Consider the following 16,695-nt stretch of genomic DNA (forward strand, 5'->3'; position numbering starts at 1 on the left):
GGCCAAGGCGGCACCGACGGCAGCATGGTGACGGCACCGTCGGCCTTCGCCACCAGGAGCGGTCCGTGGCCGATGAAGCCGTCCCACGCGGGGACGTGCCAGTGGGTCGCGTCCTGGCCGCCGTAGTCGGCTATCTCGGCCAACGGGCTGTGCCTGCGCACCACAGCTCGCGCCTCTTCGAACGTCCGGACCTCCACCGGCCGATCCTCCCGCCCGCTCACGCTGCGACCAGCACAGGCGCGCTGAACGGGACCGCCAGCTGGGACCGGGACCTGGGGTACTGGCCACCACTGGTCGGTCAACATCCGCAAGTACGTCGTCCGGGCGACCACGCTCGACGAGCTCGTCGGCCTCGGCACGCTGACGCCGCACGCCGCTGCGTTCCTGCAGGCGGCCGTACGGTCAGGTCTCAACGTCCTCGTCTCCGGCGGCACGCAGGCGGGCAAGACGACGCTGCTGAACGCCCTGGCCGGCGCGATCCCGGCACGCGAGCGGGTCATCACGTGCGAGGAGGTGTTCGAGCTGCGGCTCGTCGCGCGGGACTGGGTGGCGATGCAGTGCCGTCAGCCCAGCCTGGAGGGCACCGGCGAGATCCCGTTGCGTCGGCTGGTCAAGGAGGCCCTGCGCATGCGGCCGAACCGGCTGCTGGTCGGCGAGGTGCGGGAGGCCGAGGCGCTCGACCTGCTCATCGCGCTGAACGCGGGCGTGCCCGCGATGTGCACCATCCACGCGAACTCGGCACGCGAGGCGCTGACCAAGCTCTGCACGCTGCCGCTGCTCGCCGGGGAGAACGTGTCGGACAGGTTCGTCGTCCCCACGGTCGCGTCGGCCGTCGACCTCGTCGTGCACCTGGACCTGGACGTGGGTGGACGACGCGCGGTGCGGGAGATCGTGGCGGTACCCGGCCGCGTCGAGCAGGGGATCGTGGAGACCGCCGACGTCTTCCACGCCCGTGCCGGTCACCTGGTCCGTGCCGACGGCTACCCGCCGCACCCGGAGCGGTTCGCCCGCACGGGGATCGACCTGGCCGCGCTGCTGCGAGGGCGAGGCTGATGGGGGTCGTCGTCGGGCTGCTGCTCGGGGCCGGGGTCGCGTGCATCTGGTGGTCGTGCTGGGCGGAGCCGGCGGGTGCMGCCCCGACGCGGGCCGCCGGTTGGCATGCCCGGACGCAGGACGCGCTGGTCCAGGCGGGCGTGGCGGGGGTGACGCCCGGCGGCCTGGTGGCGGTGAGCGTGGTGCTCGGGCTGGTGGTCCTGCTGCTGGGCACCGTGCTGACCCGGATCCCGTCGATCGCGTTGTGCTTCGCGGTGTTCGCGGCGATGGCCCCGTGGGCGCTCGTGCGGGGGCGTGCCCGCCGGCGCCGCGCGCGCCTGCGGCAGCTGTGGCCCGAGGTCGTCGACCACCTCGGGTCGGGGATCCGTGCCGGTCTGGCTCTGCCGGAGGCCGTCGCCCAGATCGGCGAACGCGGGCCCGTCGAGCTGCGCGAGGCGTTCACGGCTTTCGCCGAGGACTACCGGGCGACCGGGCGCTTCAGCGAGAGCCTCGACGCGCTCAAGGCCCGGCTCGCGGACCCGGTCGCCGACCGGATCGTCGAGGCGCTGCGCCTGACCCGTGACGTCGGCGGCACCGACCTCGGCCGGCTCCTGCGCACCCTGTCGACCTTCCTGCGCGAGGACGTCCGCACGCGCGGCGAGCTGGAGGCGCGGCAGAGCTGGACCGTGTACGCGGCACGGCTCGCGGTCGCCGCCCCGTCGATCGTCCTCGCCCTGCTGGCCACCCGCCCGGAGGCGGCGGCCGCCTACGACACCCCCGCGGGGTTCGCGGTCCTCGCCGTCGGCGGCGCGTGCACGGTGGTCGCCTACCTCGTCATGCTGCGGATCGCCCGGCTCCCGGACGACCCGCGGGTGCTGCGGTGAGCCCGGGCGTGGTCGGTGCGCTGGTGGGGCTGCTCGGTGGGCTCGGGCTGACGATCGTGGTGCTGCGCCTGCGGTCCCGGCGGATCAGCCTCGACCAGCGGCTCGCCCCGTACCTGCGCCCGCAGGCCACGGCGTCCGGGTTGCTGCGCGCACCGCACGTGCGGGGACCGTTCGTGACGGTCGAGCGACTCGTCGCGCCGGTGATGACGGATGCGGTCCGGCTCGTCACGCGCCTCGGCTCACCCACCGGTGAGCTCCGACGTCGGCTGAGCCGGGCCGGACGAACCGAGACGGTCGAGCAGTTCCGTGCGGGGCAGGTGGTCTGGGGGGTGCTCGGCCTGGCCGCCGGGCTGGCCCTCGCACTGGTGCTCGTCGCGACGCGCGGCAGCGGGGTGCTCGCCCTCGTGGTGCTGGTCGGCGTCTGCGGTCTGGGTGGGGTGCTCGCGCGGGACTGGGCGCTGACGCGCGAGGTACGCGCCCGCGAGTCGCGGATGCTCACCGAGCTCCCGACGATCGCCGAGCTGCTCGCCCTCGCCGTCGGCGCGGGCGAGGGAGCGATCGGCGCCCTGGAGCGCGTCGTGCGGTCGACGCACGGTGAGCTGACCGCAGAGCTGGCGCGGACGCTGGCCGACGCGCGCGCCGGCGCGCCCCTGACCGTGGCGCTGGACAACCTGGCGGACCGGACGGGGCTGCCGGCGCTCGCGCGCTTCGCCGAGGGCGTTGCCGTGGCGGTCGAGCGCGGCACGCCGTTGGCCGACGTCCTGCGCGCACAGGCGCAGGACGTGCGGGAGGAGGGCCGTCGCGCCCTCATGGAGACCGGTGGGCGCAAGGAGGTGCTGATGATGGTCCCGGTGGTCTTCCTGATCCTGCCGGTGACCGTCGTCTTCGCCATCTTCCCCTCGATGGTGGTCCTGCGGGTCGGTCTGTGACCGGCGCAGGAATCGAGCACGGCGCCGTGACGGCGCCCGACGAAGGGAGTACCGATGACGGGCGGGACCGAGAGCCAGTCGGGGAGCACGGACGGCCGGCCGCCGTCGCGGGTCGGGGCGGTGCTGTGGGGCTCGCTGGTGTGGGGGAGCACGGCGTGGGGCGGTGTGCGGCGACGTGTCGTCAGCGGCGGACGCGAGCGCGGCGACGTGCCCGGATGGGTGCTGGTGACGCTGATGACGGCCGGCCTGGTCACGGCGCTGTGGGTCATCGCCGGGGACGCCCTCGGCAGGGTGTTCGAGGAGGCCATCACGAGCGTCACGGGACCCTGACGGGCGAGGCGGGGTCGGCGATCGTCGACTTCGCCCTCGTCGGAGGGCTGGTCACTGTGCTGTTCGTGGCCGTGCTGCAGCTGACCATCGTGCTGCACGTGCGCAACACGCTGGTCGACTCCGCTGCGGAAGGGGCCCGGTACGGCGCGCTCGTGGGGCACGCGCCCACGGACGGGGCGGAGAGGTCGAGAGACCTGATCGAGCAGGCGTTGTCGCCGGCGTACGCGCAGGGGGTCCGCGCCGGGCGCACCACGCTCGACGGGCTCGAGGTCGTGGAGGTCGAGGTGGAGGCGCCGCTGCCCCTGGTGGGTCTGGTCGGTCCTGCCGGCACGCTCACGGTCCGGGGGCACGCGCTGGTCGAGGAGCCGTGAGCCGGTCCAGGGTCTCCTGCCGCCGACGGCCGGCGGGGGAGGAGGGCAGCTCGGTCATCGAGTTCCTGGGGCTCTCCCTCGTCCTGCTGGTTCCGCTGGTCTACCTGGTGCTGACGCTGGGTCGTCTCGAAGCGGCCATGTTCGCCACGGAGGGCGCGGCACGTGAGGCCGCTCGGACCTACGTCGCGGCCGACAGCGCCGACGAGGGCGCGCAGCGCGCGGTCGCCGCGGTCGGGATCGCCTTGCGGGACCAGGGCTTCGACGACGACCCCGCGACGGCCCTGACGCTCACCTGCTCGGCCGTGCCCTGCCTGGCACCGGGCAGCGACGTGTCCGCGCGGATCGAGGTGCGCGTGCCGCTGCCGTTCGTGCCGAGCTTCGTCCGTGACGTCGTCCCGCTGGAGGTCCCGGTGAGCGTCGAGCGCGTCGCACCGGTCGACACGTACCGGACGACGGATGGATAGGGCGCACCGGCCGGACCCGCCGCTGTGGTCACCCCGGGCGGACCGTTCGACGCGCAGGTCGCACCGGGCGGAGACGCGCGGGGCGCGCTGGGCGGAGACGCGCGGGGCGCGCCGGGCCGCGGGTGACGACGGGCAGGTTCTGGTCCTCACGCTCGGGTTCGTGGTCGTCGCGCTGCTCCTGCTGACGGTCGTCGTGTCCGCCGCGGGCGTCCACCTGGAGCGCAAGCGGCTGCTCGCGCTCGCGGACCTGCTCGCGCTCGAGGGAGCCGACGCGGTGGGCGACAACCCGTACTTCGTCCCGGGTGCGAGCCAGGACGGCCAGGGCGCCGGCGGTGCTCTGCTCACCGACCTCGCGGTCCGCGCAGCCGTCGACGGCTACCTGCGGGACAACCCCGACGCCGCCACCGCCTGGGACGAGCTCGTGATCCTCGACGCGGCGACACCCGACGGGCGGTCCGCGCAGGTGCGCCTGGGCGCGGTGGTCCGGCCGGTGCTCCTGAGCTGGGTGCTGGCGCCGTGGTCGGACGGGATCGCGCTGGAGGCCGAGTCGGTCGCGCGGGGGTCCTGAACCGTCTCCGTGCTGGAGATGGGGCGCGTGGTCGAGCAGGGGACCGTCGAGCAGGTCTTCGCCGACCCGCGCGAGCCGTACACCCGCACCCTGCTGGCGTCGATCCCGCAGGCTCGAGCGGCGAGCGCACTCCGGTAGCCTGGACGGTTGTGGCCACCACTGACTTCCCCGTCGCGATCCGTGATCTGCGCACCACCCTGGGCACCATCCAGGCGGTGAGCGACCCGACAGCGCTCCAGGCGAAGGTCGCCCGCCTGTCGGAGCAGGCCTCGGCCCCCGACCTGTGGGACGACCCGGACGCCGCGCAGAAGATCACGAGCGCGCTGTCGGCGACGCAGGCCGAGCTGGACCGGATGAGCAAGCTGGACGGGCGGATCGACGACCTCGAGACCCTCGTCGAGATGGCCCTCGAGGAGAACGACGAGGACACGCTCGCCGAGGCCGAGGCCGATCTGCTGAAGATCCAGAAGGACCTGGGCGAGCTCGAGGTCCGCACGCTGCTGTCGGGGGAGTACGACCAGCGCGAGGCTGTCGTCACCATCCGCTCGGGCGCCGGTGGCGTCGACGCGGCGGACTTCGCCGAGATGCTGCTGCGCATGTACCTGCGCTGGGCGGAGCGGCACGGGTACCCGACGACGGTGCTCGACACCTCTTACGCGGAGGAGGCCGGGCTGAAGTCGGCGACGTTCGAGGTCAAGGTGCCGTACGCGTTCGGGAACCTGTCCGTCGAGGCCGGCACGCACCGGCTGGTCCGCATCTCGCCGTTCGACAACCAGGGCCGGCGCCAGACGAGCTTCGCGGCCGTCGAGGTGATCCCGCTCATCGAGTCGAACGACTCCATCGACATCCCCGAGTCCGAGATCAAGGTCGACGTCTTCCGCTCGTCGGGTCCCGGTGGCCAGTCGGTCAACACCACCGACTCCGCGGTGCGCATGACGCACATCCCGACCGGCATCGTCGTGTCGATGCAGAACGAGAAGTCGCAGATCCAGAACCGTGCCGCCGCGCTCCGCGTGCTGCAGTCCCGGCTGCTGCTGGTGAAGAAGGCCGAGCAGGACGCGAAGAAGAAGGAGCTGGCCGGGGACGTGAAGGCCAGCTGGGGGGACCAGATGCGCTCCTACGTCCTGCAGCCGTACCAGATGGTCAAGGACCTGCGGACCGAGCACGAGGTGGGCAACCCCGCCGCGGTGTTCGACGGTGACATCGACGACTTCATCGAGGCGGGCATCCGCTGGCGCCGCTCGGCGGAGTCCACGACCGACTGAGCCGCCGCACGCGCCAGACGGGCGCGCCGAGCTCCACGCTCCGGCCTGCGCTCGTCACGACGATCGATCGGGCGGCGGTCCGTGTGGGCTGCCCTGCGCGTCGGCACTCCGCGGCGTCCCCGCCTGGCGAGCCCGGGGAGGGCAGCCGCCCTCGACTCCTGGCCAGGGGCCTTGAGGTCGTCACTCCTTCGGCGAGAGCGGACGCACGTCGTCACTCCGTCGACTCCCGTGGCTGCAGAGCCGTGATGTCCGCGTTCCGGCGTACCCGACCCCACCCGAGTGCGGACGTCGTGGGGGAGAGCAGCAGCGCGCCCGCCCTCAGGCGGGCACCCCGGCAGTGGAGCCGTGACGTCCGCGCTCCGGCGGGTCCCGCCCCGCTCGAGTGCGGACGTCCAGGGGTGGAGCAGGGCAGTAGGGGTTTGTTGCCGGAGAGAACATGGTTCGGCCATGTGGGCGAATCCGACATCGCAGAAAGCGCTTGCTCAGCCTGCAAGGTCACGGTTTGACCACGGAATGCGCTTCTGACCTTGTGAGGGACCCCGCCCAGCCATATGTTGTCGCCCGCAACATAGTCCGCGCGTCCGAAAAGCGCCGGGTGGAGACGAGCGCAACGGGGCGTCGTCCAGAGAGGGAGCACGATGCGACGAAGCATGATCCTGACCACGGCGGCCGTCATGGCCTCCGGCTTGCTGCTGGCCGGTTGTGGCAGCGACACGCCCAGCGACACCGAGACGGAGGCGGCCGCACCCAAGGTCGGTGTGATCCTCCCGGACACGAAGTCCTCGGCCCGGTGGGAGACCGCCGACGCCAAGTACCTCAAGGAGGCCTTCGAGGCTGCCGGCGTCGAGTACGACATCCAGAACGCACAGGGGGACGTGGCCCAGTTCCAGACCATCGCGGACCAGATGATCACGAGCGGCGTCAACGTCCTCATGATCGTCAACCTGGACTCCGGGTCCGGCAAGGCCGTCCTCAAGAAGGCCCAGGACCAGGGCATCGCGACGATCGACTACGACCGCCTGACGCTGGGCGGCGGCGCGGACTTCTACGTGTCGTTCGACAACGTCAAGGTCGGCGAGCTCCAGGGTGAGGGCCTGGCGAAGTGCCTCGCGGACGCCGGCAAGACGACGGGGAACATCGCGTTCCTCAACGGCAACCCTGCCGACAACAACGCGACGCTGTTCAAGGAGGGCGCCGCCACGGCACTCGGCCTCAGTGACGCCCCGGACCCGGTCAACCTCGTGGGTGAGGTCGCCAAGGCCGACGGCGGCGAGTACGCCGTGGTCCAGGACCAGGCCGTGGACAAGTGGGACAACCAGCTCGCGGGGACGATCTTCGAGCAGATGTGGACGGAGACCGGCGGCAAGATCGACGGTGTCCTCGCTGCCAACGACGGTCTGGGCAACGCCGCGATCTCGATCCTGAAGAAGAACGGTGCCAACGGCACCGTCCCGGTGACGGGTCAGGACGCGACCGACCAGGGTCTGCAGAACATCCTCGCGGGCGACCAGTGCATGACCGTCTACAAGGCCGTCAAGAAGGAGGCCGACGCCGCGTCGGCCCTTGCCGTGGCGCTGGCCAAGGGTGAGGACACCGCGGACCTGGCCACCGGCACCGTCCAGGACACCGAGACGAAGAAGGACGTCGCGTCGGTCCTGCTGGACCCCGAGGCCATCTTCTTCGACTCGGTCAAGAAGGTCATCGACGACGGCTACACCACCAAGGAGGCCGTCTGCACGGCCGAGCTCGAGGCCAAGTGCGCCGAGGCCGGCATCTCCTGACGCACGACTCACAGGGTCCCCGAGAGACCCGGTGACCAGGCGGGGCCGGTCCGCGCAGGCGGCCGGCCCCGGCCTGGCGTCCGGAGACGGAGCGCCCGAGAAGACTCGCAGTACCGCACAGACCCGCGACGATGCGGGGTGAACCGACAGACCCATGAGGTGGACGATGACTCAAGCACCCGACCTGGCACCGCCGCCGACCCTCGAGGTCCGCGGCGGGCGGAAGAACTTCGGCGCGGTGCACGCGCTGCGCGGCGTCGACCTGGTCGCGCGGGCCGGTGAGGTCACGGCACTGGTCGGCGACAACGGCGCCGGCAAGTCGACGATGATCAAGTGCGTCGCAGGCATCTACGCGTTCGACGCGGGGGAGGTCCTCTTCCAGGGGGAGACGACACAGATCTCGTCCCCGGCGGAGTCGAACGCGCTGGGCATCGAGGTCGTCTACCAGGACCTCGCGCTGTGCGACAACCTCGACATCGTCCACAACATGTTCCTGGGTCGTGAGCTGAAGAAGGGTTTCCGGCTCGACGAGTCGGCCATGGAGACCCGCGCCGCCGAGGTCCTGGCCAGCCTGTCGGTGCGGACCGTGCGGTCCATCCGCCAGCACGTCGCCAGCCTGTCCGGTGGTCAGCGGCAGACGGTCGCCATCGCCCGGGCGGTGCTGTGGAACTCCAAGCTTGTCATCCTCGACGAGCCGACGGCCGCCCTGGGCGTGGCCCAGACCGAGCAGGTGCTGCAGCTGGTCCGCCGGCTCGCGGACGCCGGACTCGCCGTGGTCCTGGTCTCGCACAACATGAACGACGTCTTCGAGGTCGCGGACTCCATCAACGTGCTCTACCTCGGCCAGACGGCCGCGCAGGTACGCACGCAGGACACGTCGCGGACCGAGATCATCGAGCTCATCACGTCCGGCTCGGCGGGCCTGGCCCCCGGCGCTGTCGCCCCGAGGATCTCGCGGGACGCGCCGGAGCGCGTGACCAGCGCGACCGCGACGACGAGCGACGCGCCCACGACGACGAACGGGAGCACCCCCGCATGAGCACGTCCACGGTTCCCCCGGCACAGACGGCCCCGTCCCTGCTGGCCGGGTCGGTCGAGCAGCCGACGTTCGGCGAGGCCGTCCGCAACTACGTCAGCAAGGTGCGCGGCGGTGACATGGGGTCGCTGCCCGCGATCCTCGCGCTCGCCGTCCTGACCCTGGCATTCGTCGTCCTCAAGCCCAACACGTTCCCGTCGGCGCTGAACATCGCCAACCTGTTCCAGCAGGGTGCGGTCGTCGTGACGATCGCGATGGGTCTCGTCTTCGTCCTCCTGCTGGGCGAGATCGACCTGTCGGCGGGTGTCGCCTCCGGGGTGTGCGGCGCCGTCCTGGCCACCGGCCTGACCGTCTACCACTGGTCCTGGTACGTCTCCCTGCTGGCCGCCCTCAGCGCCGGCCTCGTCATCGGCCTGCTCATCGGCCTGCTGGTGGCGCGGATCGGCATCCCGTCGTTCGTCACGACGCTGGCCTGGTTCCTGGCTCTGCAAGGGGTCGTGCTGCTGATCATCGGCAGCGGCGGCAACATCTCCATCACGGACCCGGTGATCGTCGCGCTGCAGAACAAGAACGTGCCGCCGCTCGTCGGCTGGGCGCTCGCGATCGTCGCGGTGCTCGCCTACGCGGGCTCGAGCCTGCGGACGTGGCAGCTGCGTCGCCAGCGGGGTCTGCTGGCTGCTCCGCTCGGGCTCGTGGTGGTGAAGATCGTCGCGCTGTGCGCCGTGGTCATCGCCATGGTCGCGATCCTCAACCAGGAGCGCAGCCTCAACCCGCTGCGGACGTCGATCATCGGTGTGCCCATCGTCGTGCCGCTCATCGTGACCCTGGCGCTCGTGCTCGGGTTCGTGCTCACGCGTACGGCGTTCGGCCGGCACATCTACGCGGTCGGCGGCAACGAGGAGGCCACCCGGCGCGCGGGGATCAACGTCAAGGCTGTGAAGCTGGCGTGCTTCATGATCTGCTCCTCCATGGCGGCCATCGCCGGCGTGCTGGCGGCGTCGAGGGCCACGTCGGTGGACCCGAACGCGGGCGGCTCGAACGTCCTGCTCTACGCCGTGGGCGCGGCCGTCATCGGTGGCACCTCGCTGTTCGGTGGCAAGGGTCGGATCATCGACGCGCTCATCGGTGGTGCGGTCATCGCGGTCATCGACAACGGCATGGGGCTGCTCGGGTACTCGGCCGGCGTCAAGTACGTTGTCACCGGTGCGGTCCTGGTCGCCGCCGCCGCGGTCGACGCGATCTCCCGTCGGCGCGCCAGGGCCACAGGACGGCTCTAGACGATCTGAGGGAGGCTGCTGGTGCGGCTCGGCGCTGGTCCGCCGGTCCGGCGGGCCGATGCGGCCGCGCAGGACGACGTGCGACGGGCCAACCTGTCGGCGGTCCTCCGCCTGCTGCACTTCGACGGGCCGGCCACGCGGTCGGACCTCGTCGCCTCCACCGGTTTCAACAGGTCGACGGTCGGGTCGCTCACGTCCGAGCTGGTCAAGCTCGGGTTGGTGCGTGAGCGGCCCGGCGTCGTCTCCGGCAAGGGCCGGCCGTCGAACGTCGTGGAGCCGGTCAGCACGAGCGTGCACGTGCTCGCGTTCGACGTGACGCCGTCGAGCGTCGGTGCCGCACGCGTGGGGCTCGGCGGCTACATGCTGCAGGTACGCCGTCGGCTGCACAGCGCGTCGCCGCACGACGTCCCCGCCGTGGTGGAGCTCATCGCGACGCTCGCCCGGGAGATGCAGGCGAAGTCGGTGCCCGGCTCGGTGTGCCTCGGTCTGGTGGTGAGCGTGCCCGGCAGCGTGCGACAGCCCGACGGGCTGGTGCGGCGCTCGCCCCCGCTGGGCTGGCACGAGGTGCCGTTCGCGGAGCTGCTCCGCGAGGCCACGGCCCACGAGTACCCGGTCGCCGTCGGCAACGACGGCGACCTCGGGGTCGTCGCCGAGTACCTGCGCGGTGCCGCGCGCGGCAAGCAGGACGTGCTGTACGTGCGCGGTGAGGTCGGGGTCGGCGGCGGTGTCGTGGTCGACGGCGAGCTGCTGAAGGGCGCCGGCGGGTACGCGGGCGAGGTCGGCCACATCGTCGTCAAGCCGGGCGGGCGCGTGTGCTCGTGCGGGGCGCGCGGGTGCTGGGAGGCGGAGATCGGCGACGCTGCGATCATCCGCGGCGTCGGCCGGGACCCGCGCGAGTCCGACATCGAGGACGTGCTCAGTGACGTCGCCATCGGCAACCGCCGCAGCATCTCCGGGGTACGCAAGACGGGGGAGTGGGTGGGCCTCGGGCTGGCCAGCCTGGTCAACCTGTTCAACCCGAGCGTGGTCGTCCTGGGCGGGACCCTCGGGGCGCTCTACCCGACGATGGAGCCGACGCTCGCCGCGTCGTACTCGCGCGCGCTGGGGCCGATGCGGGAGCAGGCGCTGCTGGTGCGCTCGGACCTGGGGTCGGACGCGCAGCTCGTCGGGGCCGCCGAGGTGGCGTTCGCGGACGTGCTGGAGGACCCCGCGGGAACCCTCGGGGCCCGCGCCGAGCAGGAGCCGGAGCTGCTGTCGGGGACCTGACGGCCCGACATTCTGCACCAAAGCAGACGTCTGCCCGTTCTCACAGGCAACCGTCGGCGTGTCACCACCGTCGGTGCACCGACCCGCTGCCTACGCTCGTTCAGGCCAGCAGCAGTGCCCCGTCCCCGAACCTGGCCCCCGCGAGCATCGTGATCAGATTCGAGAACGTCACCAAGGTCTACGCGCGCGGCGCCCGACCGGCGCTGGACCGCGTGTCCCTGGATGTCGAGCGGGGCGAGTTCGTGTTCCTCGTCGGCGCCTCCGGCTCCGGCAAGTCCACCTTCCTGCGCCTCGTGCTGCGCGAGGAGCGGGCGTCGGCGGGCCGCGTGTTCGTCGCGGGCAAGGAGCTGGGCACGCTGTCGTCGTGGAAGGTGCCGACGCTGCGCCGCCACATCGGCGCCGTGTTCCAGGACTTCCGCCTGCTGCCCAACAAGACCGTGTTCGAGAACGTCGCGTTCGCGCTGCAGGTCATCGGCAAGCCCCGCCACCACATCCTCACCACCGTGCCGGACACGCTCGAGATGGTCGGCCTGGCCGGCAAGGAGAAGCGTCGCCCGCACGAGCTGTCCGGTGGTGAGCAGCAGCGCGTCGCCATCGCGCGCGCGTTCGTGAACCGGCCGAACATCCTGCTCTGCGACGAGCCCACGGGAAACCTGGACCCGACGACGTCCCTGGKGATCATGCGCCTGCTCGACCGGATCAACCGCACGGGCACGACGGTCGTCATGGCGACGCACGACGACGAGATCGTCGACCAGATGCGCAAGCGCGTCATCGAGCTGTCCACCGGCGCCCTGGTCCGTGACCAGTCGCGCGGTGTGTACGGATCGGACCGCTGATGCGCCTCCAGTTCATCCTGTCCGAGATCGGCCTGGGTCTTCGTCGCAACCTGTCGATGACCATCTCCGTCATCCTCGTGACCTTCGTGTCGCTCACCTTCGTCGGCGCCGCCGCCCTGCTGCAGACGCAGATCGGCAAGATGAAGGACGACTGGTACGACAAGGTCGAGGTGTCGGTCTTCCTGTGCCCGCAGAACTCCACGGCACCCACGTGCGCGAGCGGTGAGGTCACCGACGACCAGAAGGCGGACATCCAGGCGGCGCTCGCGTCGCCCGAGGTGAAGCCGTACGTGGAGAAGGTCTACACGGAGACCAAGGAACAGGCGTACGACGCCTTCCAGAAGCAGTTCAAGGACCAGTTCTGGGCGTCGGCCGCGACGGTCGACGACATGAACTCCTCCTACCGCATCAAGCTCACGGACCCGGAGAAGTACTCGGTCGTCTCCGAGGTGATCTCGGGCCGCGCCGGTGTGGAGGAGGTCAAGGACCAGCAGCGGCTGTTCGACCGGCTGTTCTCGGTGCTGAACAACGCGACCCTGCTGGCCGGCGGGCTGGCCCTGGTGATGCTGCTGGCAGCGGTCCTGCTGATCACGACGACCATCAGGCTGTCCGCCCTGAGCCGCAAGCGCGAGACGGGGATCATGCGCCTGGTCGGTGCGTCCACGGTGTTCATCCAGCTGCCGTTCATGCTGGAGGGCGCGATCGCCGCGACGATCGGTGCCCTGCTGGCGGTCGGCGGGCTGTGGGTGGGAGTGACGTACCTGGTCGACGACTGGCTGGGGGAGTCCGCGGGCTGGATCCCGTACGTGAGCACCGCCGACGTCCTCACGATCGCCCCGGTGCTCATCGGGGTCGCCATCCTGCTCGCGGCGATCTCCTCCCTGGTCACCCTCAGCCGATACACCAAGGTGTGATCGTGACTCGTCTGCGTCTCTCCTCCTTCCTGGCCGTGCTGGTCCTCCTCATCACCGGAGTTCTGGCCGGGCCTGCGGTGGCGGACGAGATCGACGACCGTCGCAACGCCGCCGAGGCGCAGCGGGAGGCGATCGCCAAGGCACGCGAGCAGACCGAGGCGGCGATGGAGGGCGTGAGCGCCGAGATCCAGGCGCTCGCGGTGCAGCTGGCGGACACGCAGGCGAAGATCCCCGGCGCGCAGGCGGTGCTCGACGCAGCGAAGGCAGCGCTGGAGAAGGCGCAGCGGGAGGCGGCGATCATCGCGGCCCGGCTGGTCGACGCCGAGGAGCAGCAGTCGACGATCACGACGACCATCGCGCAGGACACCGAGCACGCCGCGCAGATGCGCGCCGCCATCGGGCAGATGGCCCGCGAGGCGTACAAGGGCGGCGGCGGGGTGTCCAGCGTCGACGTCATCCTCGACGCGCAGAGCACGGACGACTTCGTGCAGCGGTACGGCCTGATGGCCACGGCGCTGCGCACGCAGGCGCAGATCCTCGACGACCTCAAGGCCGCCGAGTCGGCCAACCGCAACGCGGAGGCCCGGCTCGTCGCGGTGAAGGACAAGATCGCGGAGCTGAAGGCCGCGGCCGACCAGAAGGTGGTCGAGGCCGACGCGGCGAAGGCGGCCGCGACGGCGGCGAAGCAGGCGCTCGACGACCTGCTGGCCCAGCAGGTGCAGCAGCAGACCGCCCTGGACGCCACGAAGGCGTCGCTGGAGCAGCAGCTGGCGCAGGCCGACGCCGAGGCGGCGCAGGTGCAGCGCGAGCTCGAGCAGGCGATCGCGGAGCAGCGCGCGCGCGACGCCGCGGCCGGGCAACCGCAGGGTCCTCCCGGCCCGATCGGCAACGCGCTGTTCGGCAACCCGACCAGCATCAACCCGATCTACGTGACCTCCGAGTACGGCATGCGGATGCACCCGACGCTGCACTACGTGCGCCTGCACGCGGGCATCGACCTGCGCACCTACTGCAACACCCCGATCTACGCAGGACGCTCGGGCACGGTCACGTGGGCGAAGTCGCKGTTCGGGTTCGGCAACCAGGTCATGATCGACAGCGGATTCGTGAACGGGAACGCCCTGTCCGCCAGCTACAACCACCTCACCAGCTTCGCGGTGAGCTCGGGCCAGCAGGTCGAGCGGGGCCAGCTCATCGGACGCTCCGGCAACACCGGCACGTCGGCGGCCTGCCACCTGCACTTCGAGGTCTACGTGAACGGTGCGACGACGAACCCGCGTCCGCTGCTCGGTCTGTGACCCGCGCTCTGAATTCCGTGGCCCCGCCCAGGTAGTCTCGACCCGCACCATTCGCTCGGACGGCTGGGGCGACGCCAGGTCCTCGCGACCGCAACCCAGGAACGAGGTTCGACCACCGTGGCCAAGGACGTCGGGCGCAAGGTCGTCGCCTCGAACCGCAAGGCCCGGCACGACTACGTCATCGAGGACGTGTTCGAGGCCGGCCTGGTGCTGCGCGGCACCGAGGTCAAGGCGCTGCGCATGGGCCGCGCGTCGCTCGTCGACGGCTGGTGCGAGGTGACCAACCACGAGCTGTGGCTCGAGGGCGTGCACATCCCCGAGTACTCACAGGGCACCTGGACCAACCACGCGCCGCGCCGCAAGCGCAAGCTGCTCCTGCACCGCCAGGAGATCGACCGCCTGGAGTCCCGCACGCGGGAGAAGGGGCAGACGATCATCCCGCTGTCCCTGTACTTCCTCGACGGGCGCGCCAAGGTGGAGATCGCGCTGGCCCGCGGCAAGCGCGAGTGGGACAAGCGGCAGGCGCTGCGCGAGAGGCAGGACAACATGGAGGCCACCCGCGCCATCCGCGAGAAGCGCGACCTGTGAGGGCTCTGCGCGCGCTCCTGCTCGCGGTGGGGCTCGTCGTCGCGCTGACCGCCGCCGCCCCCGACCAGTCGAGCGGCCAGGAGATCACGCGGTACGACGTCACCGCGTCGCTCGAGGCAGACGGCGTCATGCGCGTCACGCTGGACTTCGACTTCGACTTCGGCGACGACCCGGGTCACGGGCCGTACCTGACCTTGCCGACGAGGGTGTCGTACGACGACGAGCTGGACCGCGCGTTCCGCTACACCGACATCACCGCGTCGTCGTCGACGGGTGCGCCGGCGGACGTCAACCAGGAGGACGACGGCGCCGCGCTGATCCTGCGCATCGGCGACGAGGACATCGACGACGTCTCCGGCGTGCAGTCGTACCGGATCGAGTACACGGCCGACGGGCTGCTGAACCCCGCGAACGCGCAGCACTCCGGCGACGAGCTGTACTGGAACGTCATCGGCGCCGGCTGGGAGATCCCGCTCGGCGACCTCACCGTCGCGGTCACCGGCCCCGCAGCCGTCGAGGGTGCCGTCTGCTTCGCTGGACCGTACGGCTCCAGCACGCCCTGCACGTCCGCGACCTTCGCCGGGTCGTCCTCGTCGTTCACGCAGGGCCTCGTCCCCGTCGGTGACCAGTTCTCGACGGTCACCGGCTGGCCCGCCGGCACGTTCCCCGGGGTCGAGCCGATCCTCGTCGACAAGCCCGACCCGCTGGCCCCCGTCCGGCCGAACTCCGTGTTCGGGATCGTCGGGCTGCTCGTGCTCGTCGGCGGCGGGATCTTCGCCTTCGTCCGGCTGCGCCGCGTGGGCCGCGACAAGGCCTACCTCGGCCTGACCCCCGGCCTGCGCCCGGCGGACAACCAGCCGGGCGGCGCGACGGTCGGGTTCCGGGACAAGCGCGGCGCCGTCTCCGTGCAGTTCCAGCCGCCCGAGGGCGTGCGTCCAGGGGAGGTGGGCACGCTCGTCGACGAGAAGGCCGACCCCGTCGACGTCACCGCGACCCTGGTCGACCTCGCCGTGCGCGGCTGGCTGCGCATCGAGGAGGTGCCGCGGTCCAACCCGAAGAAGAAGGCCAAGGACTGGACCCTGGTGCAGCTCAAGGACAAGGACGGCTCGCTGCTGCCGTACGAGGACGAGCTGCTGGCCTCGATCTTCGCGTCGTCGACCACCGTTCGGTTGTCGGACCTGAAGACCACGTTCGCCGCCTCGATGGCCAAGGTGCAGGACGGCCTCTACGACCACGTGACGGCCTCCGGCTGGTTCCGGGCCAACCCGAAGTCGGTCCGCGCCGCCTGGCACGCGACCGGCATCGTCCTCGCCGTGGCCGGCGCCATCCTGACGTTCTTCGCGTTCGCCGCCGGGTCCTCGGTCGCCGGGATCGCCCTGGTGCCCATGGCGCTGGTCGTCATCGGCATCCTCGTCACGATCATGGGCAACGCCGCCCCCGCCCGCACCGAGGACGGCACCGCCGTGCTCGCGCAGTCCCTCGGGTTCCGTCGCTACCTGGCCACCGCCGAGGCCAACCAGCTGCGGTTCGAGGAGGGCGAGGACATCTTCAGCCGGTACCTGCCCTACGCGATCGTGTTCGGGCTCGCCGACCGGTGGGCGCGCGTGTTCTCCGAGCTCGCCGCGCAGGGACGCGCTTTCGAGCAGCCGTCCTGGTACGTCGGCGGCTACTACCCCGGGGCGAACATCTACTGGGCGACCGCGTTCGCGTCGTCGCTCGACCGGTTCGCGACGATCGCCACCGAGTCGATCTCCGCACCCACGCCCGGGACCTCCGGCGGGTCCGGGTTCAGCGGGGGCGGGTTCTCCGGCGGGGGCGTCGGCGGCGGTGGTGGCGGGGGCTGGTAGGCGGTC

The 16,695-nt window shown here is 71.4% G+C and carries 17 protein-coding genes and 1 pseudogene; all 18 read left to right on the forward strand.

What is annotated here, in order from left to right; translation table 11 throughout:
* Positions 1–279: 279 nt before the first annotated feature.
* Positions 280–1,053: pseudogene (locus tag ACXJKF_RS20555) on the forward strand (CpaF family protein); the annotation flags it as partial.
* Entirely contained in the window at positions 1,053–1,916 is an 864-nt protein-coding gene (locus tag ACXJKF_RS20560) for a type II secretion system F family protein (protein WP_456789587.1), read from the forward strand. The pseudogene ACXJKF_RS20555 and the gene ACXJKF_RS20560, both read left to right, overlap by 1 nt.
* Positions 1,913–2,845 (forward strand): type II secretion system F family protein, encoded by a 933-nt coding sequence (locus ACXJKF_RS20565; RefSeq protein ID WP_456789588.1) that lies wholly within the window; start codon positions 1,913–1,915, stop codon positions 2,843–2,845. The genes ACXJKF_RS20560 and ACXJKF_RS20565 overlap by 4 nt, the downstream gene beginning before the upstream one ends.
* A 54-nt stretch (positions 2,846–2,899) precedes the next feature.
* On the forward strand, positions 2,900–3,175 hold the full coding sequence (locus ACXJKF_RS20570; protein ID WP_456789617.1) for a hypothetical protein: 276 nt from the start codon (positions 2,900–2,902) through the stop codon (positions 3,173–3,175).
* A 20-nt stretch (positions 3,176–3,195) separates the two neighbouring features.
* The gene (locus ACXJKF_RS20575) at positions 3,196–3,546 is read left to right on the forward strand and encodes a TadE family protein (protein ID WP_456789616.1); all 351 of its coding nucleotides are present in this window, start codon (positions 3,196–3,198) and stop codon (positions 3,544–3,546) included.
* A complete protein-coding gene (locus ACXJKF_RS20580; RefSeq protein WP_456789589.1) occupies positions 3,543–4,010 on the forward strand; it encodes a pilus assembly protein in 468 nt (155 codons plus the stop codon). Before ACXJKF_RS20575 ends, ACXJKF_RS20580 begins: the two co-directional genes overlap by 4 nt.
* A complete protein-coding gene (locus ACXJKF_RS20585; RefSeq protein ID WP_456789590.1) occupies positions 4,003–4,578 on the forward strand; it encodes a pilus assembly protein TadG-related protein in 576 nt (191 codons plus the stop codon). The genes ACXJKF_RS20580 and ACXJKF_RS20585 overlap by 8 nt, the downstream gene beginning before the upstream one ends.
* Before the next feature lie 27 nt (positions 4,579–4,605).
* The gene (locus ACXJKF_RS20590; RefSeq protein WP_456789591.1) at positions 4,606–4,716 is read left to right on the forward strand and encodes an ABC transporter ATP-binding protein; all 111 of its coding nucleotides are present in this window, start codon (positions 4,606–4,608) and stop codon (positions 4,714–4,716) included.
* Positions 4,717–4,727: 11 nt separating this feature from the next.
* Positions 4,728–5,843, forward strand: a complete 1,116-nt coding sequence (prfB, locus tag ACXJKF_RS20595) for a peptide chain release factor 2 (RefSeq protein WP_456789592.1) — start codon at positions 4,728–4,730, stop codon at positions 5,841–5,843.
* 638 nt (positions 5,844–6,481) lie between these two features.
* The gene (locus ACXJKF_RS20600; protein WP_456789593.1) at positions 6,482–7,624 is read left to right on the forward strand and encodes a sugar ABC transporter substrate-binding protein; all 1,143 of its coding nucleotides are present in this window, start codon (positions 6,482–6,484) and stop codon (positions 7,622–7,624) included.
* Positions 7,625–7,790: 166 nt separating this feature from the next.
* On the forward strand, positions 7,791–8,663 hold the full coding sequence (locus ACXJKF_RS20605; RefSeq protein ID WP_456789594.1) for an ATP-binding cassette domain-containing protein: 873 nt from the start codon (positions 7,791–7,793) through the stop codon (positions 8,661–8,663).
* On the forward strand, positions 8,660–9,937 hold the full coding sequence (locus tag ACXJKF_RS20610) for a sugar ABC transporter permease (protein ID WP_456789595.1): 1,278 nt from the start codon (positions 8,660–8,662) through the stop codon (positions 9,935–9,937). Before ACXJKF_RS20605 ends, ACXJKF_RS20610 begins: the two co-directional genes overlap by 4 nt.
* A 21-nt stretch (positions 9,938–9,958) precedes the next feature.
* On the forward strand, positions 9,959–11,203 hold the full coding sequence (locus ACXJKF_RS20615) for an ROK family protein (RefSeq protein ID WP_456789596.1): 1,245 nt from the start codon (positions 9,959–9,961) through the stop codon (positions 11,201–11,203).
* 149 nt (positions 11,204–11,352) lie between these two features.
* Positions 11,353–12,042, forward strand: coding sequence for a cell division ATP-binding protein FtsE (gene ftsE, locus ACXJKF_RS20620; RefSeq protein ID WP_456789597.1), 690 nt, complete (start codon positions 11,353–11,355; stop codon positions 12,040–12,042).
* Positions 12,042–12,956, forward strand: a complete 915-nt coding sequence (gene ftsX / locus ACXJKF_RS20625; protein WP_456789598.1) for a permease-like cell division protein FtsX — start codon at positions 12,042–12,044, stop codon at positions 12,954–12,956. The genes ftsE and ftsX overlap by 1 nt, the downstream gene beginning before the upstream one ends.
* 2 nt (positions 12,957–12,958) lie before the next feature.
* Positions 12,959–14,254: a peptidoglycan DD-metalloendopeptidase family protein gene (locus tag ACXJKF_RS20630; RefSeq protein WP_456789599.1), complete on the forward strand. Its 1,296-nt coding sequence runs from the start codon at positions 12,959–12,961 to the stop codon at positions 14,252–14,254.
* Positions 14,255–14,371: 117 nt separating this feature from the next.
* A complete protein-coding gene (gene smpB, locus ACXJKF_RS20635; protein ID WP_456789600.1) occupies positions 14,372–14,842 on the forward strand; it encodes an SsrA-binding protein SmpB in 471 nt (156 codons plus the stop codon).
* A complete protein-coding gene (locus ACXJKF_RS20640; RefSeq protein ID WP_456789601.1) occupies positions 14,839–16,689 on the forward strand; it encodes a DUF2207 domain-containing protein in 1,851 nt (616 codons plus the stop codon). The genes smpB and ACXJKF_RS20640 overlap by 4 nt, the downstream gene beginning before the upstream one ends.
* Positions 16,690–16,695: the final 6 nt, after the last annotated feature.

The sequence above is a fragment of the Cellulomonas sp. P5_C5 genome (assembly GCF_054049655.1).